Source organism: Amycolatopsis sp. NPDC049691 (assembly GCF_040675005.1).
GTDB lineage: Bacteria > Actinomycetota > Actinomycetes > Mycobacteriales > Pseudonocardiaceae > Amycolatopsis.
In genome coordinates, this window is the sequence record NZ_JBFANX010000029.1 from 1 (window position 1) to 22,706 (window position 22,706).

Below are 22,706 nucleotides of genomic sequence, written 5' to 3' on the forward strand. Positions count from 1 at the left end.
GGCCCCCCCCACTTCCGCGCGGGTGCCCCTTGTCCCCGGGGGGGGGCCGGCGCCCCCCCCCGCCCCCGCCCCCCAGGTGAGGGCCGATGTCTCTTCGTCGTCCGCGCTGTCGCAGGCGGGCAGCCGAACGGCTGCATGTCATGGGAAGGGCGCGATGGACGAGGTGTTCAAGGCGCTGGCCGATCCCAGCCGCCGCCGGCTGCTGGACGTGCTCAACGAGCGGGGCGGCCTGACCCTGCGCGAGCTGTGCGCGGGGCTGGACATGGCCCGCCAGTCGGTCAGCAAGCACCTGGCCGTGCTCGAAGCGGCCGGGCTGGTCACCGCCACCCGGCGCGGCCGCGAAAAGCTGCACTACCTCGACGCCGCGCCGATCACCGCGATCGGCGAGCGCTGGCTGACCCGCTTCGACCGGCAACGAGCCGGCGCGCTCGCCGATCTGAAACGAGCCCTGGAGTCCGAACCGATGAACGAATTCGTGTACACCACCTATATCAGCACCACCCCGGAAAAGCTCTGGCAAGCGCTTACCGAGCCCGCGTTCACCCGCCAGTACTGGGGTGTCGCTTTCGAAACCGACTGGAAAAAGGGTTCGCCGATGGTCTGGGCGGAAAGCGGCGCGAAAACGAGCCACCCCGACCAGGTCGTCCTCGAAGCGGACCCGTACCGCCGCCTTTCCTACACCTGGCACACGTTCACCCAGGAATGGGCGGACGGGAACGGGATCGACGCCGAAACGCTCGCGAAACTGCAGCGGGAAGGCCGGTCGAAGGTCACGTTCACGCTGGAACCGCAGGGGGACACCGTGAAGCTGACGGTCCGGCACGACGGTTTCGAACCCGGCAGCACCGCCATGGCGATGTGCAGCCAGGGCTGGCCCGCGCTGCTGTCCAGCCTGAAGACGCTGCTGGAGACCGGTTCGCCGCTGCCGGCAGCGTGAGCAACCGGACCAATCCGTCCAACCAGACAGATCTGGCACACGCGATCGTCTGATTCCTCCCCCTTTCGTGGGCGCCCGGCTGAAGTCCCGGTGAATTCCCTCCTCTCGACGGCATCCGATGCGGTTTTCCGGGCGATAGGCTCGCATAATCCGTGATCGGTGATGGTCCGATCGAGTGACGGGAGAGTGTGCGTGCCGGGGTCAGTGCGTACCCGCTGGATCGTCGCGGCCGTGGTCGTGGCCGCCGCGGCGGGAGCCGTCGTCGCGTTTTGGCCGGACAGCGCGGCGGCCGGGGATCCCGAAATCGCGGTGTCGCGCTCGGCCTGCGGCACCGGCTGGGCGGACCCGAAGCCGGGACCGCAGACGTTCCGCCTGCACAACACCGGGTCGGTGACCGCCGAGGTCGACCTGATCGACCCGGCGACCGGCGTGATCTACGGCGAGGTCGAGGGCCTCGGCCCGGCGACCACCCGGCCGCTGCAGGTCAACCTCGGCAACGGCAGCTACGCGTTCCGCTGCCTGCCCGAGGACGCCGGCGCGATCGTCGGGCCCGCCGTGCAGGTCAGCGGGGGTGCCGACCGGACCGGCCCGGGCGTCGCCCCGGTGACGCACAACGACCTGCTCGGGCCGCTCAAGGCGTACCAGCAGCACGTCACCACGGGCCTCGGCGAGCTGGTCGCGAACACGGGCGCGCTGAAGAACGCCGTCCACGGCGGCGACCGCGCGGCGAGCGAAGCCGCGTGGCTGACGGCCCACCTGACGTACGAGCGGCTGGGCGCGGCGTACGACGCGTTCGGCGACTCCGACGGCGCGCTCAACGGCACCGCCGACGGCCTCCCGGACGGCACGTCCGACCCGGGGTTCACCGGCTTCCACCGCCTGGAGCAGGGCCTTTGGCACGGCGAGGACCTGGGTGCGCTGGGCGCGGTCGCCGACCGGCTGGACACCGACGCCCACGCGCTGCAGGCGTCCTTCGGCGACAGCCAGGTCGACGGCAACGACCTCGGCCTGCGCGCGCACGAGATCATGGAGAACACCCTGCAGTTCGAACTGACGGGCCGCACGGACTACGGCAGCGGCACCAACCTGGCCACGGCCCGCGCCAACCTCGACGGCACGCGCGCGGTGCTGGACGTCCTCCGCCCGCTGCTCGCGCCGCGGTACCCCGACTTGTCCAAAGTGGACAGCTGGCTGACGCGCACGCAGTCGCTTTTGGACGCCGCGCACCGGCCGGACGGGAGCTGGACCCCGCTGGCCCAGTTGCCGCAGAAGGAAAGGCAGAAGCTGAACGCCGATGTGAGCGAGCTGACCGAGCTGCTGGCGCCGATCGCCGCGATCGCCGAGCCGAGGAGGGTTTCGTGAGCGACCAAACCGGCTTGCCGCGCCGCTCCTTCCTGCGCCGCGCCGCGATGGGCGCCGGGCTCACCGTTGCCGCCGGGGCCGGCCTCGGCGCGTCCTCCGCCGTCACCGACAGCACCGCACCCGTGCCCTTTCACGGGCCGCACCAAGCCGCCATCCTGCGGAAGCCGCCCACCCAGACGATCGTCGCCTCCTTCGACGTCGTCGCCGAGTCGAAAGCCGAGCTCACCGACCTCTTCCGCGCCGTCACCGACCGGGCACGGTTCCTCACCGGGGGCGGTGCGCCCGCCGCGCTCGGCATCACCGCGCCCCCCGCCGACTCCGGAGTGCTCGGCCCCGTCGTCCCCGGCGGTGACCTGGGTGTCGTCCTCGGGGTCGGCGCGTCGCTCTTCGACGACCGCTACGGCCTCGCGAAACTCAAGCCCGCCAAGCTGAAGCCGATGACGACGTTCCCGGACGACGCCCTCGACCCGGCCCAGTGCCACGGCGACCTCAGCCTCACCCTGTCCGCGAACTCCACCGACACCGTGCTGCACGCGCTGCGCGACATCGCCCGTGCGACGCGCGGGGGCATGCAGCCGCGCTGGAAGATCAACGGCTTCAGCTCCCCGCCGCGGCCGGCCGGGACGCCCCGGAACCTGATGGGATTCAAGGACGGCACCGCCAACCCGGAGGAAGCCGACTTCGACCGTCTCGTGTGGACATCCGGCGACCCCGCGTGGACCGCGGGCGGCAGCTACCAGGTCGTCCGGCTGATCCGGATGCTGGTCGAGTTCTGGGACCGGGTTTCGCTGGCCGAGCAGGAGAACATGTTCGGCCGCCGCCGCGACACCGGCGCTCCGCTCGACGGCACCGAGGAGACCGACGTCCCCCGCTACGCCGACGACCCGATCGGCACCGTCATCCCGCTGACCAGCCACATCCGCAAGGCCAACCCGCGCACGCCGGAGACCGACGCCAGCCGGATCCTGCGCCGCGCGGTGAACTACGACCGCGGCCTCGACAGCAACGGCAACCTCGACATGGGCCTGGTCTTCGTCTGCTACCAGCAGGACCTGGAGCGGCAGTTCGAAGCGGTCCAGACGCGGCTGGCCGGCGAACCCCTGACCGACTACATCTCCCCGTTCGGCGGCGGCTACTTCTTCGCGCTGCCGGGCGTCACCGGGCCGGACGACCACTTCGGCCGCGCATTGCTCGCCTGACCGGCGAAACCCACCACGAAAGGAACATCCACTGTGGACAAGAGAACCCGCCGGCGACGGCGCGGCCTGCTCGGCGCCGGGGCCCTCGCCTCGGTGGCCGCGCTGGCCATCGTCACCGGCTCCGCGTCGAGCGCCGCGGACGCCCAGCCGCTGAACCTGTTCCCCGCCCACGGGATCCCCACGGCGACGCCGATCAAGCACGTCGTGGTCATCTTCGGCGAGAACATCTCGTTCGACCACTACTTCGGCACCTACCCGAACGCGGCCAACACCGACGGCACCCCGTTCACCGCCGCGCGCAACACCCCGAAGGTCAACGGCCTCGACAAGAAGCTGCTGACCGACAACCCCAACGCGTACAACCCGAAGCGGCTCACGCCCCAGCAGGCGATGACCTGCGACCAGAACCACAACTACGGCGCCGAGCAGGCCGCCTTCAACGGCGGCAAGATGGACAAGTTCGTCGAGAAGACCGAGACGGACAAGTGCACCGGCCAGCCCGTGCTGTTCGGCGAACCCGGCCTGGTGATGGACTACTACGACGGCAACACCGTCACCGGCATGTGGAACTACGCGCAGCACTACGCCCTGAACGACAACTCGTTCAACACCGTGTTCGGCCCGTCCAGCCCGGGCGCGATCGACCTCATCTCGGGCAACACCCACGGCGTGCAGGCCGTCGACCCGGTGACGCACGAGCCGGTCAGCGACGCCTACGCCGTGCAGTCGCCGGACGCCGACGGCATCGGCACGATGATCAACGACCCGGACCCGGCGTGGGACGACTGCTCGGGCAAGAACCACACGAGCAAGGACAACCTCGCGACCATGCACGGCCGCAACATCGGTGACCTGCTCAACCAGCGCCACGTGACGTGGGGCTGGTTCCAGGGCGGCTTCCGCCCGACCGGGGAGGCCAACGGGTACGCGGTCTGCGGCCAGACCCACACGAACGTCGGTGGCAACGCGGTCGTCGACTACAGCCCGCACCACGAGCCCTTCCAGTACTACCCGTCGACGGCGAACCCGAAGCACCTCGCGCCGTCGTCGGTGCGGGCGATCGGCCAGACCGACCGCGCGAACCACCAGTACGACATCTCCGACTTCAACGACTCGCTGGGCGCCGGTTCGATGCCCGCGGTCAGCTTCCTGAAGGCCCCGGAGTACCAGGACGGCCACGCCGGCTACTCGGACCCGCTGGACGAGCAGCAGTTCGTCGTCAGCGAGATCAACAGGATCCAGCAGTCCCCGGAGTGGAAGTCGACGGCGATCGTGCTGGCCTACGACGACTCCGACGGCTGGTACGACCACGTGTCGTCGCCGATCGTCAACGGCTCGCACGACGCTTCGCAGGACCAGGCCGTCTGCACGGCCAAGCCGACGAAGCTGGGCGGCTACGCCGACCGCTGCGGCTACGGCCCGCGGCTGCCGCTGCTGGTGGTTTCGCCGTACAGCAAGGTGAACCACGTCGACCACACGCAGACGGACCAGACCTCGGTGCTGAAGTTCATCGAGGACAACTGGTTCACCGGCCGGATCGGCGACTCGTCCTTCGACACCCGCGCGGGCTCGATGAACGGGATGTTCGACTTCTGGTGGCCGGAAGCGAAGAAGGTCACGCTCGACCCGAAGACCGGCGCGATCGTGCACAGCTAGCCCAAGCGCCCCAATGTGGCCTTGGTTGCGTCTGACGCACCCAATGTGGCCTTCGGTGCGTCTGACGCACCGAAGGCCACATTGGGGCGCTAGGGACGGACCGGGTCCAGGTCCCACGCCAGCGTCACCACGGTCCCCGACTCGCCGGACGCGATGTCCGCGCGGTCGGCGCTCGCCCGCAGCAGCAGCAATCCGCGCCCCCGCAGGGAAACCGGGCGCGGGTCGACCACCGGGGTCCGCCACTTGCCGTGGTCGCTGATGACCACCTCGATCCGGTCCGGGTGCACCGCCGCGTCGAGGTCCACCACTCCCGAACCCGTCCCGTCGTAGGCGTGGTCGGCGACGTTCGCCAGTGCCTCGTAGCTCGCCAGCACGATGTCCTGGGCCCTGGCCTCCTCGACGCCCGCCGCGAGGACCCACGCCGTCAGCTCGTGCCGCAGCCGGCGCAGGGCTTCGGGCACCGCCTGCACGCCGTGGCAGCGGAACGGTCCCGGGGGTTCGTCCATCGGTCGCCTTTCCGGGCCCGTCACTGGTTCAGCGCTTCGTCGACCGTCGCGTGGATGCCGATCCACGTGTCCAGCCCGGTCGTCTTCAACGGTCCCGACGTCACCGCCGAGTCGCTCACCACCCGCAGTGCGCGCTCGGGCAGCCTACGGTGTGCCGCGGCGAGCACCTGCAGGCCCGCCGAGCAGAAGAACGTCACCGCGCGCAGGTCGACCACCAGCGTCCGCGGCTCGTCGGCCAGCACGGCCTCGACGACTTCCTCGAACTCCGGCGCGCTCAGCAGGTCGATCTCCCCGGCCACGCGCAGCACCGCGGCCGTGTCCCGCCAGTCGAGCGTGACCGCCAGCTCGACGGCGGGAAGGTCCCGGGATGATGAGGTCACGATCCCTTATCGTGCCCCACTCCCCGGCAAACGGCTACCGGTGCGGCAGCTTGACCACCGTGACCCAGAAGTCGTCGATCTTCCGGACCACCTCGACGAACTTCTCGAAGTCGACCGGCTTGGTGACGTAGGCGTTGGCGTGCAGGTCGTAGCTGCGGACGATGTCCTCCTCCGCTTCGGACGTCGTCAGCACGACCACCGGGATGGTGCGCAGCCCCGGGTCCTGTTTGATCTCGCCGAGCAGCTCGCGACCGTCCTTGCGGGGCAGGTTGAGGTCGAGCAGGATCAGCCCCGGCCGCGGCGCCGCCGCGAACCGCCCGCGGCGGTTGAGGAACTCGAGTGCCTCGACGCCGTCGCTCGCGACGTGCAGCGCGTTCCGGATCTTGTGGTGCTCGAAGGCTTCCCGGGTCATCAGCACGTCACCGGGATCGTCCTCGACGAGCAGGATGTCGATCGGCACGGGCGGGTCCGTCATGCGTCCTCACCGTCCTCGGTCGCCGCGGGCAGCGTGAAGCGGAACGTGGTGTCCTCGGCCTCGGTGTCGAGCCAGATCCGGCCGCCGTGGTGCTCGACGATCCGCCGGCACAGCGCGAGGCCGATGCCGGTGCCCGGGTACGCGCTGCGGGTGTGCAGCCGCTGGAACAGCTGGAAAACCCGTTCGGCGTACTCCGCGTCGATACCGATCCCGTTGTCCGACACGGCGAAAACCCAGTCGTCGCCGTCGCGGTCCGCGGTGACGCGCACCTCGGGTGGTGTCTCGCCCCGGAACTTCAGCGCGTTGCCGATCAGGTTCTGGAACACCGCCGTCATCAGCACCGGCTCGACGCGCACCTCCGGCAGCTCGCCACGGTCGACCTTGCCGCCGCTGAGCGACAGCGCGACCTCCAGGTTCGCGAGCGCGTCGTCGACGAGCTCGCCGGCGTCCACGACGACGTGCTCGCCGGGTTTGCGCCCGACCCGGGAGAACGCCAGGAGGTCGTTGATCAGGACCTGCATCCGCTTCGCGCCGTCGACGGCGTACTCGATGTACTGCTGGCCGCGTTCGTCGAGCAGGCCCTCGTAGCGCCGCTGGAGCAGCTGGCAGAAGCTCGCCACCTTCCGCAGCGGCTCCTGCAGGTCGTGCGAAGCGACGTACGCGAACTGCTCCAGGTCGGCGTTCGACCGCTCCAGCTCGCGCGTGCGCCGGTCGAGCAGCGCGTGCGCCCGTTCGAGCTCGGCGACCTCGTCGAGGATCCGGCGGCGCATGGCGTCGACGTCCGCGCCGAGCTGGGCGATCTCGCGCGGACCGCTGACGTGCACCGGGTGCCGGACGTCGGAGTCGGCGACCTGGCGGACCTCGCCCGCCAGCCGCAGGATCGGCCGGGTGATGATCCGCCGCAGCCCCAGCGACAGCACCACGAACAGGAGCACGAGCAGCACGGCGATGGCGACGAGCATCGCGGTCAGCAGCCTCGCCGCGGAGTCGAGGTCCGCCCGGCCGGCGTCGCGGACGGCGGTGAGGTGGTCGAACTGGGTGCCCAGGGCCTGGCGCACCGCGACGAACAGCATCCGGCTGCGCTCGATCTGCGCCGGGGTGGGCGGCCCCGCGCCGGGTTCGACGGCGGGGGCGGCCACGGCCTGCCAGGCGACGGCCGCCCGCAGGACCGCCTCCAGGTCGTCGCCGGCCTGGGTGCCGGGGACGGCGCCGAGCTGGCGCAGCTGGCTGACCGCGTCGCCCTCCGCCTGCCGGCCGTCGGTGTAGGGCGCGAGGAAGTCCGGTCGCCGGCCCAGCTGGTAGCCGCGGATGCCGGTCTCCTGGTTCAGCAACGCCGTCGACAGCTGCGTCGCGGCCAGCCGCTGCGGCCCGATGACGTCGAGGAGGCTGTTGCGGGCCTCGGTCAGGTTGTTCAGCGCGATCACGCCACCGGCCACCGCGGCGAGCAGCAGTGCGGCTTCGACGACGGCGAACAGGCTCAGCCAGCGGCGGATCGTCCAGCCACGTGCGTCAGTGCTCATCGGCCGGTCCTGTCGGGTCGTGGCTGAGCAGGGCGAGGGCGACGTCGTCGTCGAGCGGGCCGGAGTTGAGCCGCTCGGCGCGGGCGATCAGCTCGTCGAGCAGGTCGGTGCCGGCCAGCCCGGTCTCGTGCTGGATCTCCAGGACGATGGCGGCCATCCGCTCGTGGCCGAGCCGTTCGGCCCCGGCGCCGACGCGGCCCTCGAAGACGCCGTCGGTGTAGAGCAGCAGCGACCAGCCCGGTTCGAGCGGCACCTCGAGGGCCTCCCACTTGGTGCCTTCGACGATGCCGAGCGGGACGCCGAGGCGTTCGCCGGAGAGGAGGTGGCCGTCGCCGGGGGTGAGCAGCAACGGCGGCAGGTGGCCGGCCAGCGACAGCCGCAAGGATCTTCGGTCCGGCGCGACGACGACCATGCAGACGGTGGCGAACAGCGGCTCGATCCGCTCGTGCACCAGCACCCGCTCGACCATGCTCAGCACGTCGGGCATCGGCAGGCCCGCCATCACGAGCGAGCGCCACGCGATCCGCAGCGCGACGCCGAGCGCGGCCTCGTCCGGGCCGTGGCCGCAGACGTCGCCGATCATCATGTGCACGGTCCCGTCGGCGAGCTCGATCGCGTCGTAGAAGTCGCCGCCCAGCAGGGAACCGTTGCGGCCCGGGCGGTAGCGGGAGGCCAGTTCGAGGTGCGGGTCGCGCAGCAGCGGGACGGGCAGCAGGCCGCGTTCCAGCCGCGCGTTCTCCCGCGCCAGCAGCTGCTGCTGCAGGAACTGCTGCTCGACCTGCTCGGCGCGCTTGCGTTCGCGGGCGAAGCGCAGGGCCTTCACCAGCAGCGGCCCGTCCACCTGGTCCTTGACGAGGTAGTCCTGGGCGCCGGCGGCGACCGCGGCGACGCCGGTGGCCTGGTCGTGCTGCCCGGTCAGGACGACGACCGCGACGCCGGGCGCGTGCTGGGCGATCTTCGTCAGCCCGCTCAAGCCCATGGCGTCGGGCAGCTGCAGGTCGAGCACGACGCAGTCGGCGGTGAGCGGGCCGGCCAGCGCCGCGGCGAGCGTTTCGACGCGTTCGAGCGAGAACGGCACGGACGTGTCCGCCAGCATCTCTTCGACGAGCAGCGCGTCGCCGTCGTCGTCCTCGATCAGCAGCACGCGCAAGCGGGTGCCGGAGTCCCACGATGAGTCGTGCGCGGCGGTCACCGGCTTCTCCCGTTCGGCTGCTCGCGAGCCCAGCACATCCAGACGATCACCCTAGCGGCCCCGGCCGCGGCCGCCTACGGCCGCGAAACCGGTCCCACGGAGGTAGCGTTTTATAGCACTCCGGTGTGACACCGGGCCGGTAACGGTTCGGGTCGTGACCGTGCCGGAACCGGACGATCCCGGCCTATGCTCCGCGCATGTCGGAGACGCAGGGGGGCGGCGAAGGGTTTTCGCCGGTCCCACCACCACAGCCCCAGCCCTACGGCCAGTTCCCGGCCGCACCGCCGTACGCCCAGCCCGTCCGGCCCGAGCGGCCGGCGACGGTCCGGCTCGCCGCCTTCGCCTGGTGGGGCGCGGTCGCGTGCTGGTTCCTCGGCTCGCTGCTCAGCCAGCTGCTCGGCGGGCACGTCGCCGGCACCGTCCGGTTCACGTCGTCGCGGTCGGTCCGGCTGCCCGACGGCACCGTGCTCACCCAGTCCACGAACAGCCTGCTCCCCACCCCGGTCGCGGTGGTCGCGTTCCTCGTCCTCGGCGGGCTGTGGGCACTGCTGGTGTACGGCGTGTACCGCGGCGTCAACTGGACGCGCATCCTGCTGGCGGTGCTCGGTGCGCTGGGCACCCTCAACGTGCTGGTGCAGCTGCTCTCGGCGCTGACCACGGAGGAGCAGAACACCGGCGACATCCTGCAGGTGGTGTTCTTCCTGGCCGTGGTGGTCCTGTCGATCACCGGCTTCGTCCGGATGTTCCGCGCCGACGCCTCGCCGTTCTTCGTCAGGCGCCGCTGAGCCGCGCGGCCAGGAACTCCTGCTCGACGGCGTTTTCGCTCAACGCGAGCGCGGCGCGGTAGGCGTCGGCCGCTTCGGCGTCGCGGCCGAGGCGGTGCAACAGCTCGGCCTTGGTGGCGGGCAGGTACCGGTAGCCGGCGAGCCTGCCGTCGGCCTCCAGCCGGGCGATCTCGGCGAGGGCGGCTTCGGGTCCGCTCACCATGGCGACGGCGACCGCGCGGTTGAGCGCCACCACGGGCGAGGGCCACAGGCGCAGCAGCACGTCGTAGAGGGTCAGGATCTGCGGCCAGTCGGTTTCGCCGTAGCTGGGGGCCTGGGCGTGCAGGGCGGCGATCGCGGCCTGGACGCCGAACCGCCCCGGCGGGCCGTTGCGCAGCGCCTCGACGACGAGCCGGTCGGCCTCGGCGATCATCGCCGGGTCCCAGCGCGTCCGGTCCTGGTCTTCCAGCCGCAGCAGGCGCCCGGCGGCGTCGGTCCGGGTGGCCCGGCGGGCCTGCTGGACGAGCAGGAGCGCGAGCAGCCCGGCGACCTCGGTGTCGGCGGGCAGCAGGGCGCGCAGCATCCGCGCCAGGTCCAGCGCGCGGCCGGTCAGCTCGTCGCGGACCAGGTCGTCCCCGGACGGCGCGGTGTGACCCGCCGCGTAGAGCAGGTGCAGCACGGTCAGCACGACGGACACGCGCGCGGGCAGGTCCTCGGCGGCGGGCACCGCGTACGGGATCCGCGCCGCGGCGATCTTCTTCTTGGCGCGGGTGAGCCGGGCGGCCATCGTCGGCTCGGGCACCAGGAAGGCGTGCGCGATGTCGGCCGTCGCGACGCCGCAGACGAGCCGCAGCGTCAACGCGATCTGGGCTTCCTGCGCGAGCGCGGGGTGGCAGCAGGTGAAGACGAGCCGGAGCCGGTCGTCGGGGATCGGCCCGGCGGGCTCCGGCGGCTCGGCGACGTCGGGTTCGACGAGCAGCGGCAGCTTGCGCCGCAGCACTTCCCGGTGCCGGACGCCGTTGAGGGCGGTCCGGCGCGCGACCGTGGTCAGCCAGGCGCCGGGCCGGTCCGGGACGCCGTCGCCGGCCCAGCGTTTCAGCGCTTGGAGGTAGGCGTCCTGGACGGCCTCTTCGGCCTCGTCGAGGTCGCGGGTGACCCGCACCGTCGCGGCGAGCACGTAGGCCCACTCACGACGGTGCGCTTCGGCGACGGCGTCCGCGACCGAGGTCAGTCCGCCACGACCTGGAAGTCGACGAGCGGCCGCACCTCGACGCCGCCCTCGACGATCGGCGTCAGCTTCGCGCAGGCCAGTGCGTGGTCGAGGTCGCGGGCCTCCAGCAGGTAGACGCCGGCGAGCACTTCCTTCGTCTCCACGAACGGCCCGTCGGTGACGAGGTCGCCGCGGATGGCCGTGGCGGTCTCGTTGGGCTGCAGGGCCAGGCCGGCGGTCACCTTGCCGCCCTTCGCGGCGATCAGTTCCGGCAGGCCGATGTGCCGCTCCATGATCTCCTTGGGCAGGTCCTCGGCGGGCACCCGCTCGTAGATGAGCACCGCGTACTGCGCCATGTCCGTTCCTCCCGGTCGTCGGTCCTTTCCTACTCCGTCACGCGGGGAACGGCGAAATCGACAACGCGGGGAGATTGCTTCAGCGCGGGGTCAGCGTCAGCGCGAACGCGTTGCCCTCGCCCTGGACCAGCGAGCTGAGGTACGCCGTGAACGTGCCGCACCCGGTCAGCGCCGGGATCGCGTAGGTGCCGGTCACCGGACCACCCGTGGCCGGCGCGAAGCCGCTTCCGGACCGCAGGTCGACCGGGATCGGCGCGCTCGCCCGGCAACCCGCGTCCGCGACCGGCAGCCCGAACAACGTCACCTGGGGCAGGGCCAGCGCCAGCTTCGCGTGCGCGACGAAACCGTCACCGGTGATTTCGCCGGTCTGCGGGCCGTCCGGACCGAACTGCAGGTCGGCTGTCCCGGGTACGAACCCGAACACCTTGAACTCCGCCCGCGTCCGGTCGAACGCCGGGGTGAACCCCGTGAAGGATCCGGTGACCGGCGCCGTCGTCCCCAGTGCCTTGAGGGTCGTCGAGCCGGTCACGGCGTAGTCGCGGGAAGCCGTGCCGAGGTCGAACGAAAGCAGCACCGGGTCCTGTCCCGGGTCCAGCGTGCAGTCCGAGGTGAACGACCCGAGCCCGGTGAACGAGCCGTCGGCCTTCTTCGGCGTGAGCCGCGCGCTGAACCCGCCGATCGTCAGCGTCGTCCTGCCCGCGTTCGGCAGCTGGACCGGCGGGACCGAGCCGGACGCGTTCGTGGTGAACGGGCCCGACGCCGGCACCGCCGTCTTCGCCACGGTCAGCGGCAGGGCGAGCGGCAGCGTCAGCGGACCGTTGGCCAGCGTCACCCCTGCGGACGCCGTCCCTTCGATGCTCGCCGCGCCGACCAGCGCCAGGCCGCGGGTGGACTTGTCCGGCACGGTCACCGCCACCGCGAGGTCCGCCGTCGTGAACGTGCCGCCCGGCGCGGACGGCACCTCGAACGACGCCTTGACCTCGACGGCCAGTTTCTGCAGCCCGATCAACGGGAACGGGCAGGTGAAACTCAGCTGCTTGTCGACCGGGGTCGACGCCGAAGCCGGCGCGGCGACGGCGAAAACGAGCACGCAGGCGGCGAGCAACGACCGGACGGTCCGCACGGCACTTCCCTTTCGCAGGACGTGGCACCGGCCCCCGCCGCGGCGCGACGGGGGCCGGCAGATCGGGTCACTTCTTGGTGAGCACGAGGTCCAGCGTGTTGCCGTCACTCTTGGCGAACGCGCTGATGATGTCGTTGAACGAGCCGCAGTTCTGCAGCGCGGACAGCGAGTAGGTGCCCGACAGCTTGCCGCCCTTGAGCAGGTCGAAGTCGGCGCCGGTGGTCATCTCGCTGGTCGACGGGGTCGTCGTGCCGCACTTCGGGTCGGTGCTGATCGGGATGCCGAACAGGTTGACCGTGGTGAGGAACGTGTCGAACTTGATGTGCGCCTTGAAGCCGGTGCCCACCAGCTCACCGGTCTGCGGGCCGTTCTGCACGACCTTGACGTCCGAGCTGCCCTGGAGGAAGCCGAACAGCTTGAAGTCGGTGTGCGTCGGGTTCAGCTGCAGGTTGCCGGTGAACGTCTTGGCCGACAGGTTGACGTCGGCGTCGAACGAGCCCGTGATCGGCGCGGTGCTGCCGAGGGACTTCAGCGCCGTCTGGCCGGTGATGCCGAAGGAGTACTTGATCCCGCCACCGGGCGGGGTCGTGGTCGGCGGGGTCGTCACCGGCGGCGTGGTCGTCGGCGGCGTCGTGACCGGCGGGGTGGTCGTGGTGGGCGGCGGCGTCGTCGTGCCGCCACCGTTGATGGTGATGGTGGCCAGGGTGTTGTTTTGGCCGCTGTCCTGCGTGCAGGGCGCGTCGATCGTGCCGTCCGGCGTGATGCCGGTGACCGAGCCGTCGGCCTTGCGCGGGGTGACCTTGAGGTTCAGGTCGCCGACGGTGATCTTCGCCTGGCCGGCCTGGGTGAACGTCAGCGACGGCGTCTTGCCCGCCGCGTTGATGTTCATCTCACCGGACGCCGGGATGTTCGTCTTGTCCAGCGTGATCGGGACGCTGACCGGCAGGTTGAGGCTCGGCGCCGCGACGGTCGCGGCGGCGGTGGCGGTGCCCTCCAGCGTCGTGGCGCCGATCAGGCTCAGACCGGAGACGGTGTCCGCGTTGATCGTGGACACGGCCTTGATGTCGAACGCGCCGGTCGGCTGCCCGGTGTTCACCGTGGTCGGCAGGTCGGTGTTGATCACCACCTTCAGCGACTGGGACCCCACCAGCGGGAACGTGCAGTGGTAGTTCAGCGTCAGCGAGATCGGGTCGGCGGCGCTGGCCTGCGCCCCGACGACCAGCGCGGTGGCGACGAGCCCCACCGCGCCCACGGCCGCGGCGGCCGCGACCGTCTTCTTCTTGCCTCTTGGGTGACTCACGATGGTCCTTCCGTGTATCAACAGTGATACGAAACGGCCCGCGCTATTCGAGAATCGCGACCTGACCGTAAGCTAACGACCGCCGATGGCGCCGATCAAGGCCTTTCGGTGAAAAGGCAACCCGGGCACCGCAAATTGTCACCCCGGCACGCCACCCGGCTCGGGTTCCTAGCAGGCCGAGGAAGGTTTCCCCAGCACAGGGCCACCACCGAAGCGCTGACGAGCGTGACAAACACCGCGGGCGAAATGTTGACGCACATGCCAATCGGCCATTCTCGCCTTGCTCGCCCGCAACCGCGCCGCGTAGCTTCGAAACCCATGAAAAGAATGCACAGCGCGGTGCTCGCAATGGCGGCGGCCGCGCTTCTGTCGTGCTCCGCGTGCGGCTCGGACGCCCCCGCCGACCCCGGCAGGCACGCCGATCCCGCGGCGCTGGCCTGGGTCGACAAGGTGTGCACCGGCGTGGCCGCGGGCTCGGCGAAGCTGTCGCAGCCGCCGGCCGTCGACGACGCCGACCCGGTGAAGACCCGGGACGCGATGGTCGACTTCCTCGGCCGACTCGGTTCGGCCCTCGACGACATGGCGGGCGGCCTGCGCACCGCCGGCGTCCCGCCCGTCCCGGATGGACAGTCCGCTGTGGACAAGGCGACCGGCAACCTCACCGAGACGAAGACCAAGCTCGCGCAGACGAAGTCCAAGATGGAGCAGGCGAAGGTGACCGACCAGCCGAGCCTGCGCAAGGTCATCTCCGACGCCGACGCGACGATGGGCCAGCTCGCCGATCCGGAGGGGCCGATCAAGGACCTCAAGGCGAACCCCGAGCTGAACCTGGCCTTCAGCGAGTCCGCGACCTGCAAGCGCGTCTACGGGACGGGCTCGTGACCGCCCGCCGCGTGCTCGCCGCCGTCGTGGCGCTGGTGCTCGCCGCCGGGGTCGCGCCCGCGGCGTCGGCGGTGTCCGCGGCCCCGGACCCCGGCCCCGCCGGCGACGCGTTCTACACGCCGCCGTCGCCGCTGCCCGCGGGCAAGCCGGGTGACGTCATCCGCTGGCGGCCGTCGAACGCGGGTCCGCGCAAGGCTTCCGTCGACGCGTGGCAGGTGATGTACCTGTCGACGAACGCGCTCGGGCAGCCCGACGCCGTCACCGGGACCGTGCTGGTGCCGAAGACCGCCGACCGCGCGACGGCGCCGATCGTCTCGTTCGACCCCGGCACGCACGGGCCGGCGTTCGGCTGCACGCCGTCGAAGATGATCGACATCGGCGCGTTCTACGAGCAGCCCGGCCTCGACGACCTCCTCGACGCGGGGTACGCCGTCACGGTCCCGGACTACGAGGGCTACCAGAGCACGCCGAAGACGACCTACGTCGTGGGCCGCTCGGAGGGCCCGGCGGTGATCGACGGCGTCCGCGCGGCGCAGCGGCTCCCCGCGGCCGGGCTGTCTTCGACGGCCAAGGTCGTCTTCCGCGGCTACTCCCAGGGCGGCGGCGCCGCGGCGTGGGCCGGGGAGCTGCAGCCGACGTACGCGCCGGAGCTGAACCTCGTCGGGATCGCGGCCGGCGGGGTGCCCGCCGACCTGGTCCAGGTGACGCTGCAGCTCGACGGCAAGTTCGGGTTCGGCGTGTTCGCCTACGCCCTGCTCGGTCTCGACCAGGCCTACCCGGAGCTGCAGCTGGACTCGTTCCTCAGCGACAACGGCCGCGCGAAGCTGGCCGAGATGAAGCAGAGCGCGTGCACGTTCGAGCTGCTCACGACGTACGCGAACCAGAAGATCGCGGACTACACGACCGGCCCGGGCTACATCAAGCCCGCGTGGGTGGCGCGGCTGAACGAGAACAAGCTCGGCGGCACCCCGCCGCGCGTCCCGGTGTTCGAGTACCACGCCACCGGCGACCAGCTGGTTCAGTTCGCCCAGGCCGACGCGCTGCACAAGGCGTACTGCGCGGCCGGGGTGGCGGTGACGTGGAAGACCTACGACACCGACCACATCACGCTGGTCTACACCGGCAACGCCGACGTGCTGGCGTTCGTCGAGGACCGGATCGCCGGGAAACCGGCGACGACGAACTGCTGATCAGCGGTTCTGCCTGCCGTGCGGGTGCTGCTGCCACGAGCTGATCACCGAGCTGACGTACTGCTGCCACTGGTCTTCGACGGGTGGTGCCGTCGTCGAGGGGCGCGCGGGTTTGCGCCCGGCGGCGGCCGGCGGGTTCGTGGTCCGGACCGGCGAGTCGTGCACCTCCGCGGTGAGCGGGGGCGGCTCGGCCGTGGCGCTCATCGTCTCCACCGCGTCGCTCGAGGCCGGCGGCGCGGCGGGGGCGGTCGCGCCCGGCGGCGGCGTGGCCGTCCCGCCGACCTGCTGCGGCTGGAACAGCACGACGGCGGCCAGCCCGAGCGCGACGGCGGCGCCCGCGGCGAGGACGTACGGCTTGGTGCGGCGGGACTCGGCGGGCGGCGCTTCGAGCGGGCGTTCGTCCTCGGGTTCCGGCGCCGCGAGCTCGGCGTCGAGGATGGCCAGCGGATCGGGCTGGGGTTCGGGCGCCGGTTCTTCCCTGGTGAGCATCGCGTCGAGGTCACCGCGGATCATCAGCGGTTTCGTCTGCGAGAGGTTCACCAGCTCGGCGACCGAGGGGATGTCGCCCTCACCGCCCGTGCGTGCCATCGAAAGACCTCCACCCTGTCGGCGTCTCCCTGGAGGAACCATGCCGCGAGAGCTGTTCCGCTTCGCCGTCGTCGGCCTGGCCGCGTACGGGGTCACCCTACTGGGCGACTACAGCCTGAAGCTCACCGTGTTCCGCGAGAAACCGGTGACGGCGCTTTTCTGCGCGACGGTGGCCTCGACGGCGTTCGCGTACCTGCTGTCCCGCCGCTGGTCGTTCGCCGGCCGCGGCGGCCACCGCCGCGTGCGCGAGGCGGCGCTGTTCTTCGTGGTCAACGCGGGTGCGGTGGCGGTGAACCTGGTGCCGCCGCTGGTGTCGCGGTACGTGCTGCACCTGTCGGTCCCGCACGTGGGCTTCGTGGCGCAGGAGGTCGCGGACTTCGTGGCGGGGATGGTGCTGGGGACGTTGTCCGGGACGGCGTTCCGCTGGTTCGGTTACCGCCGGTGGGTGTTCCCGACGTCAACGCCACCATTGAGAGTCACCCAGGGTGGTGAACCCGAGCTGGTCGTAGAGCGGCTACCCGGCCCGCGAGGCGGTCGGCGTGACGGGACGGTCGTCGAAGTGCCGTAGGACGGCGTGCACGAGGGCGCGGTCTCGCCGCCGCGCCGCTCACTCCCCGGCCGGCAACGCCCGTTCCGCCAGCAGCGCCAGCTCCAGCCGCAGCCGCTCGCCGGGATCGTCGAGCCGAGCCCCGAACAGCTCGCCCAGCTTCTTCAACCGCGCCCGGACCGTCTGCGGGTGCAGCTCCAGCATCCTCCCCAGCTCCGGCGCGCTCCCGCGGGTCCGGACCAACGCCAGCAACGTCTCCGCCAGCTGCTCGCGCCGCCGCTCCGGCAGCCCCGCCAACGGCGCCAGCGTCGTCGACGCCAGCTGGGCCACCAGGAACTCGTCCGCCAGCAGCAGCAACGTCGTCAGGTGGTCGCGGCACCACACCACCGGCCCCGGGGCGTCCAGCAAGCCGCGGGCCGACAAGTCCAGTGCCCGGCGCGCCACCCGGAACGACTCGGGCGCCGCCGACGGGGGCACCAGCGGCCCGACCGCCGCCGTCCAGCCGGCGGGCAAGCGGGCCAGCTCCGCCAGATCCGTGTCCGGGGCCGGGGTCAGCGCGGCCGGCGGGTCGCCCGACGGGTCGGCCGGGACGTGTTCCGGCAGCAACCCCGGCGGGAACTCCGGTGCGCCCGGCAACGCGCGGAACGCCACCGCCGCCACGCAGGACGGCACCGGCAGGCCCGACGCCGCGAGCAGACCGTCCACTTCGGCCGGTGTGCGGCCGGCGAGCAGCGCGTGCAGCAACCGGCGGTGACGCTCGCCCGTGCCGGACATCGCCGCTTCGGCCGCGCGGTAACCCTCGGCGACCGCCGCCATCGACGTCTCGACGTCGGCGAACATGCCTTCCGCCGCGCCGTACAGGACGTCGCCGGACAGGCCGGCTTCCCGCGCGATGTCGGCGATCCAGCGCCACGTCACCCGGCTCGACACGCGCACGGCCGCTTGCACCGCCTCGCGGCTCAGGCCATTGTGGAACGCCGCACGCCCGTGCCCGCGGAACTCGGCCAGCCGGTCGGCCTGCCACATCGCGGGCGTGCCGACGCGGTCGATGTCCCGCTCGATCCCGCGCCGCGCCTGCTCGATCGCCGCGACGCGCGTGGGTCCGCGGCCGAAACTCGCGGAATATTCCGGAATCTCGGCGGCGATGCCGTCGATGCAGGCCCGCGCGATCTCCGGGATCCGCGGGCGCACGGCGTCGCCGAGCTCGTGGGGCAGCCGGGCCCACACCGAGCCGTCGGAAGCAGGAGAACCGCGCATGGGGAATTCGGTCCTCCACCGGATTAATCGACACTCGGAAATAGCCCCCACCATCTGACACGGAGCGTAGGACGCCCACCCGTCCGTGTCAAAAGGACGTCATCGCGTCACCCTTTCCGGGAACACCTCGTTGATTTTTCAGTGACACAACCGTCGGATACGCTCTGCTCCGCCCGGACCGACTCGAAGGGGGATCGGTGGTCGAGTACCGCAGCTTCCGCTTGCTGGCCTCGCTGCCGCGCGCGCTCGGCGCGGGCCTGCGCCCGCACGTCGGGCGCGCCGCGGCCGCGATGATCCAGGAGGTGCAGCGCACGGTCCCGGCCTACGGCAGGCCGCTCAAGGGCGTGTTCGGGAAGGTCCTGGTCAAGAGCGTCGAGTTCGCCGTGCAGCACTGCGTCGACTCGATGGGCGAACCGGAGCTGGCCCACGACCACTGGATCGACTTCTACCGCGGCCGCGGCCGCATCGAGTTCACCGAGGGCCGCAGCCTCGACGCCCTGCAGGACAGCGCCACGATCGGGGCCAGGGTGGCCTGGCGGGCGATGCACCCCGGCGTCGTCGCCGCCGGGGTCGACCCGGCCGTGATCTCGGTCGCCGCGGAAGCCATCTTCGCCTACGTCGACGAGCTCTGCGCCACCGCGATCGAGGGCTACCAGCAGGCGCAGGCGGACGCCGAAGGCGCCGTCCCGGTCCGGCGGCGCCGGCTGCTCGAGCTGATCGTGCAGGCCCCGGAAGGTGCCGCGAGCAGCATCGCCGAGCTGGCCGGCGGCGCCGGCTGGCCACTGCCCGAGACTGCCGCGATGGTCGCCCTCGAACGCGGCCCCGACGCCGCCGGCTTCCCCGCCGACCTTCTCGGCGACGGTGTCCTGGCCGATCTCGACGGCCCCGAGCCGCACCTGCTGACCCGCGACCCGGACGCGGACCTCGCGCCGCTGGAAGCCAAGCTGGACGGCTGGCGGGCCGCGGTGTCGCCGACCGTGCCGCTCGCCGACGCGCCGGCCGCGCTGCGCACCGCCCGGCGGGCGCTGCTGCTGTCCGGGCCCGACGTGCCCGGCCCGATCATCTGGTGCCGCGACCACCTGGCCACGCTCTGGCTGCTCGCGGAGGACTTCCTGGCCGCCGAGCTGGCCCGGCAGAGCCTCGACCCGTTCGCCTCGCTCAGCGAAAAGCAGCGTGACCGGCTCGGCGAGACCCTGCTGGCCTGGCTGGAGACGCGCGGCGGGGCGCCGGAGATCGCGCAGCGCCTCGGCGTCCACCCGCAGACCGTGCGCAACCGGCTGCGGCAGCTGGAGGAGCTGTTCGGCGACCGGCTGAAGGACGCCGACGACCGCCTCGGCATGCAGCTGGCCCTGCGGGCTCAGCGGCTCATGCGCGCGCACCGGCCGGACGGTGAGCGGGAGCGCTGAGGGCGCGGTCGAGGGCGCGCACCGGCTGGGGCAGCACGCGCCGCCACGGGCGCCGCACCGGCCGCGGCGGGCGGGGCTCCCGCGAATAGGGGTGGAAACTCGCGCGGCAGGACATCAGCGCGTCCGGTGCGTCATTGCGACCATGCCTTCGAGGAATACGCGGATACCGGCGGAATGTCGATACGCATTACCGGGTGAACCGGCGAAACCCGCACCCGCGATCGCCTTTCGCCTGCGGTTCTTGTCACCCGCACCCGCATTCCCGCGAAGTGGCGTGCGACACATCAGTCGCGAGTAGTCGGATGCCCTATTTTCGGGTCCGCGAGAAAGGGCCGCCGATGACACTCGAGACGCACACGCTGACCCTCCACGGCCGCCGGATCCGGCTGCACGAGCACCTGCCCGCGACGGGTGCGCACGACGAAGCGGTCGTGCTGCTGCACGGGATCGCGGGCAGCGCCGAGACCTGGGCCCCACTGCTGGCGCGGTGCGCCGCGCTCGGCAAGCGCGTGCTGGCGCCCGATCTGCCCGGCCACGGCGAATCCGAGGCACCGCGCGCGGACTACGGCCTCGGCGCGCTGGCGAGCACCGTGCGGGACGTGCTGGCGGTGTCCGGCGTGCGGCACGCCACCGTCGTCGGCCACTCGCTCGGCGGCGGCGTCGCGCTGCAGTTCGCCTACCAGTTCCCGGAAATGTGCGACCGGCTCGCCCTGGTCGCCAGCGCGGGGCTCGGCCCGGAGGTGAGCCCGGTGCTGCGCGCCACGGCGTTGCCGGGCGCGCGGGCCGTCGTGGCCTGCGCGGTGAACCGGGTGACGCTGGCGATCGCGCGCGCCGCGGCCCGGCTCGGGCGCCGGCTCGGTGGATCGTTGAAAACTGAAACACGTGAGCTGGCAAGGCATTTCGGCTCGCTCGCCGACCCCGCGCGGCGGCGGGCGTTCTTCGCCATCGCGCGCGGCCTGATCGACCTGCGCGGCCAGCGCGCGAGCGCACTGGAGAAGCTCTACCTGGCGGAAGCCGTGCCGGTGCTGCTGGTCTGGGGCGGCCGCGACCCGCTCATCCCCGCCGCCCACGGCCGCCGGGCGGCCGAGCTGCTGCCGAACAGCCGCTTGACCGTGCACGAAAACATGAAACACTTTCCGCACGTGGCCGATCCGGCCGGCTTCTGCCTGCTCCTGCGGGAGTTCGTCACGACGACCGAACCCGCGCGGCTCACGCGCGACGACGTCGTCGCGCGGCTGACGGCCGGGTGGTGAGCCCCCGGAAACACCCCGCGGAAAAGTTGTCATCCGCGCACCATCCGCCGGAAGCGGAAGTGTCACCTCTCATCACGCCGTTCCACCCGTTCGGGTGTAGTCCGGACGGGTTACCGCAAAGTCAGCGGAGAACCCGTTGACACTGCGGTTCGCGCGAAATTATGTTGCCTGAGCCACAAAATCCGGACCGGCTTCGACGACGAAGAGGCCAGTTTTGTTGCCAGCAAGGATAAAACACATGACCGACGTGGACACCGGGTTCGCCGCCCCCGCCCTGCGGGCGGGACGGCCCAACCCCGGAGAACGCCCTTCCGGACCGGCCTACCGGCACCAGTCCGTGTCGGCCGACCGGCCCCGGACCGCCTACCCGCCCGCTCCCCGCAGCCCGGCGGAACCCCGGCCCGTGCGCGCTTCCGGCGCCATCGGGCTGTGGGCGTCGCTGCCCCGTGAGCTGGCGATCCGCTTCAAGCCGCGGGTCGACCCGCTGGCCCGCGCCATCCTGCAGGAGGTCCAGCGGGCGGTGCCCGAGTACCGCCAGCCCCTCGAAGGCGCGTTCGGGCACATCATCACGCAGGGTGTCCGGCAGGCGATCATCCAGTGCCTCGACAGTGTCGGCACCCCCGGTGCCGTGCCGCTCGAGACGTGGACGACCGTGTTCCGCAACCTCGGCAAGATCGAGTTCAACGAGGGCCGCAGCCTCGACTGCCTCCAAACGGCCTACCGCGTCGGCGGTCGCGTCGCGTGGCGGCACATCTCGGAGTTCGGGCAGGCCGCCGGCGTCGCCGCGGACACGCTCTGCACGTCGGCCGAGGCGATCTTCGCCTACGTCGACGAGATCTCCGCGCTCTCGATCGAGGGCTACACGGCGGCGCAGACCCGCGCGGCCGGCACCCGGGCGCGGCGCCGGAGACGCCTGCTGGAACTGCTGCTCGCCGACCCGCCGTCGGCGCCGCAGACCATCAGCGCGCAGGCCGCGACCGCGCAGTGGGCGCTGCCGGCCGAAGTCACGGTCGTCGCCCTCGAACCGCGCGCCGACCAGCACAGCCTCGCCGCGCCGGACCTGCACCCCGACGTCCTCGTCGACCTCGAGGGCGGCGAGCCGTGCCTGGTCACCGGCGACGCGGAAAAGCACCTGAAGAACCTCGGCGAGCGGTTGCCGGGCTGGCGCGCGGTGATCGGCCCGACCGTCCGGCTCACCGACGCGCCGCGGTCGCTGCTGTGGGCGCGCCGGACATTGAAGCTCGTGCAACGCGGGGTGCTGCCGGACGCGCCGGTCACCCGCTGCACCGACCACCTGTCCACGCTGTGGCTGCTCTCCGACGAGTTCTTGGTCCGCGAGCTGTGTTCGCGGAGCCTGGAGCCGTTCAACGACCTCACCCCGAAGCAGCGGGCACGCCTCGGCGAGACGCTGCTGATCTGGCTGCAGTCCCGCGGCAGCGCGCCGGAAATCGCGAAGAAGCTCAAGGTGCACCCGCAGACCGTGCGCTACCGCATGCACCAGCTCATCGACCTGTTCGGCGACCGGCTCAACAACGCCGACGACCGGCTCGACATGGAGATCGCGCTGCGGGCGGAGGCCCTGCTCGGCTCCTGACTCCCTTCA

The 22,706-nt window shown here is 71.8% G+C and carries 22 protein-coding genes; 11 read left to right on the forward strand and 11 right to left on the reverse strand.

Annotated elements, in window-relative coordinates; translation table 11 throughout:
- Positions 1-154 precede the first annotated feature (154 nt).
- From AB0J40_RS41845 to AB0J40_RS41860, 4 genes are all read left to right on the forward strand, one after another.
- Positions 155-937: a metalloregulator ArsR/SmtB family transcription factor gene (locus AB0J40_RS41845; protein WP_364465413.1), complete on the forward strand. Its 783-nt coding sequence runs from the start codon at positions 155-157 to the stop codon at positions 935-937.
- A 204-nt stretch (positions 938-1,141) separates the two neighbouring features.
- Positions 1,142-2,299, forward strand: coding sequence for an EfeM/EfeO family lipoprotein (locus AB0J40_RS41850; RefSeq protein WP_364465415.1), 1,158 nt, complete (start codon positions 1,142-1,144; stop codon positions 2,297-2,299).
- A 47-nt stretch (positions 2,300-2,346) separates the two neighbouring features.
- Entirely contained in the window at positions 2,347-3,498 is a 1,152-nt protein-coding gene (locus tag AB0J40_RS41855) for a Dyp-type peroxidase (protein ID WP_364465417.1), read from the forward strand.
- 33 nt (positions 3,499-3,531) lie between these two features.
- A complete protein-coding gene (locus AB0J40_RS41860) occupies positions 3,532-5,154 on the forward strand; it encodes an alkaline phosphatase family protein (RefSeq protein ID WP_364465200.1) in 1,623 nt (540 codons plus the stop codon).
- A gap of 89 nt (positions 5,155-5,243) precedes the next feature.
- Here AB0J40_RS41860 and AB0J40_RS41865 read toward each other — a convergent pair whose 3' ends face one another.
- The 5 genes from AB0J40_RS41865 to AB0J40_RS41885 are packed head-to-tail and all read right to left on the reverse strand — an operon-like array spanning position 5,244 to position 9,227.
- Positions 5,244-5,660 (reverse strand): ATP-binding protein, encoded by a 417-nt coding sequence (locus AB0J40_RS41865; RefSeq protein ID WP_364465202.1) that lies wholly within the window; start codon positions 5,658-5,660, stop codon positions 5,244-5,246.
- A gap of 20 nt (positions 5,661-5,680) precedes the next feature.
- Complete coding sequence (locus tag AB0J40_RS41870; RefSeq protein ID WP_364465204.1) at positions 5,681-6,040, reverse strand: STAS domain-containing protein; 360 nt, start codon at positions 6,038-6,040, stop codon at positions 5,681-5,683.
- Positions 6,041-6,074: 34 nt separating this feature from the next.
- Complete coding sequence (locus AB0J40_RS41875) at positions 6,075-6,515, reverse strand: response regulator (protein WP_364465206.1); 441 nt, start codon at positions 6,513-6,515, stop codon at positions 6,075-6,077.
- Entirely contained in the window at positions 6,512-8,035 is a 1,524-nt protein-coding gene (locus tag AB0J40_RS41880) for an ATP-binding protein (RefSeq protein WP_364465208.1), read from the reverse strand. Before AB0J40_RS41880 ends, AB0J40_RS41875 begins: the two co-directional genes overlap by 4 nt.
- Positions 8,025-9,227: a SpoIIE family protein phosphatase gene (locus AB0J40_RS41885; RefSeq protein WP_364465210.1), complete on the reverse strand. Its 1,203-nt coding sequence runs from the start codon at positions 9,225-9,227 to the stop codon at positions 8,025-8,027. Before AB0J40_RS41885 ends, AB0J40_RS41880 begins: the two co-directional genes overlap by 11 nt.
- 197 nt (positions 9,228-9,424) lie before the next feature.
- On the opposite strand from AB0J40_RS41885, the gene AB0J40_RS41890 reads away from it, so the two are divergent.
- Positions 9,425-10,012 carry a hypothetical protein gene (locus tag AB0J40_RS41890; RefSeq protein ID WP_364465212.1) on the forward strand — a complete coding sequence of 196 codons (588 nt, stop codon included), beginning with the start codon at positions 9,425-9,427 and terminating at the stop codon, positions 10,010-10,012.
- On the opposite strand, the gene AB0J40_RS41895 is transcribed toward AB0J40_RS41890, so the two are convergent.
- The 4 genes from AB0J40_RS41895 to AB0J40_RS41910 all read right to left on the reverse strand — a co-directional run bounded on the left by AB0J40_RS41895 (position 9,999) and on the right by AB0J40_RS41910 (position 13,980).
- Positions 9,999-11,168: a DUF6596 domain-containing protein gene (locus AB0J40_RS41895; RefSeq protein ID WP_364465214.1), complete on the reverse strand. Its 1,170-nt coding sequence runs from the start codon at positions 11,166-11,168 to the stop codon at positions 9,999-10,001. The two genes, AB0J40_RS41890 and AB0J40_RS41895, sit on opposite strands and share 14 nt — an antisense overlap.
- 50 nt (positions 11,169-11,218) lie before the next feature.
- Complete coding sequence (locus AB0J40_RS41900) at positions 11,219-11,557, reverse strand: YciI family protein (protein ID WP_364465216.1); 339 nt, start codon at positions 11,555-11,557, stop codon at positions 11,219-11,221.
- A gap of 79 nt (positions 11,558-11,636) precedes the next feature.
- Positions 11,637-12,680, reverse strand: coding sequence for a DUF6801 domain-containing protein (locus AB0J40_RS41905; protein WP_364465218.1), 1,044 nt, complete (start codon positions 12,678-12,680; stop codon positions 11,637-11,639).
- A 67-nt stretch (positions 12,681-12,747) separates the two neighbouring features.
- Entirely contained in the window at positions 12,748-13,980 is a 1,233-nt protein-coding gene (locus AB0J40_RS41910) for a DUF6801 domain-containing protein (RefSeq protein WP_364465219.1), read from the reverse strand.
- A gap of 318 nt (positions 13,981-14,298) precedes the next feature.
- Between AB0J40_RS41910 and AB0J40_RS41915 the strand changes: the two genes are divergently transcribed.
- Together AB0J40_RS41915 and AB0J40_RS41920 are read left to right on the forward strand one after the other, a co-directional pair.
- A complete protein-coding gene (locus tag AB0J40_RS41915; protein ID WP_364465221.1) occupies positions 14,299-14,862 on the forward strand; it encodes a hypothetical protein in 564 nt (187 codons plus the stop codon).
- Positions 14,859-16,052 (forward strand): lipase family protein, encoded by a 1,194-nt coding sequence (locus AB0J40_RS41920; protein WP_364465223.1) that lies wholly within the window; start codon positions 14,859-14,861, stop codon positions 16,050-16,052. Before AB0J40_RS41915 ends, AB0J40_RS41920 begins: the two co-directional genes overlap by 4 nt.
- On the opposite strand, the gene AB0J40_RS41925 is transcribed toward AB0J40_RS41920, so the two are convergent.
- Positions 16,053-16,640, reverse strand: a complete 588-nt coding sequence (locus AB0J40_RS41925) for a hypothetical protein (protein ID WP_364465225.1) — start codon at positions 16,638-16,640, stop codon at positions 16,053-16,055.
- Positions 16,641-16,680: 40 nt separating this feature from the next.
- Here AB0J40_RS41925 and AB0J40_RS41930 point away from each other — a divergent pair, with 40 nt between their 5' ends.
- A complete protein-coding gene (locus AB0J40_RS41930; protein ID WP_364465227.1) occupies positions 16,681-17,208 on the forward strand; it encodes a GtrA family protein in 528 nt (175 codons plus the stop codon).
- A gap of 39 nt (positions 17,209-17,247) precedes the next feature.
- Here AB0J40_RS41930 and AB0J40_RS41935 read toward each other — a convergent pair whose 3' ends face one another.
- Complete coding sequence (locus AB0J40_RS41935) at positions 17,248-18,444, reverse strand: helix-turn-helix domain-containing protein (RefSeq protein WP_364465229.1); 1,197 nt, start codon at positions 18,442-18,444, stop codon at positions 17,248-17,250.
- Between the two features lie 197 nt (positions 18,445-18,641).
- Between AB0J40_RS41935 and AB0J40_RS41940 the strand changes: the two genes are divergently transcribed.
- From AB0J40_RS41940 to AB0J40_RS41950, 3 genes are all read left to right on the forward strand, one after another.
- The gene (locus AB0J40_RS41940; protein WP_364465231.1) at positions 18,642-19,850 is read left to right on the forward strand and encodes a helix-turn-helix domain-containing protein; all 1,209 of its coding nucleotides are present in this window, start codon (positions 18,642-18,644) and stop codon (positions 19,848-19,850) included.
- Positions 19,851-20,188: 338 nt separating this feature from the next.
- The gene (locus AB0J40_RS41945; RefSeq protein WP_364465233.1) at positions 20,189-21,103 is read left to right on the forward strand and encodes an alpha/beta fold hydrolase; all 915 of its coding nucleotides are present in this window, start codon (positions 20,189-20,191) and stop codon (positions 21,101-21,103) included.
- Between the two features lie 403 nt (positions 21,104-21,506).
- Positions 21,507-22,697 carry a helix-turn-helix domain-containing protein gene (locus tag AB0J40_RS41950; protein ID WP_364465419.1) on the forward strand — a complete coding sequence of 397 codons (1,191 nt, stop codon included), beginning with the start codon at positions 21,507-21,509 and terminating at the stop codon, positions 22,695-22,697.
- Positions 22,698-22,706 lie beyond the last annotated feature (9 nt).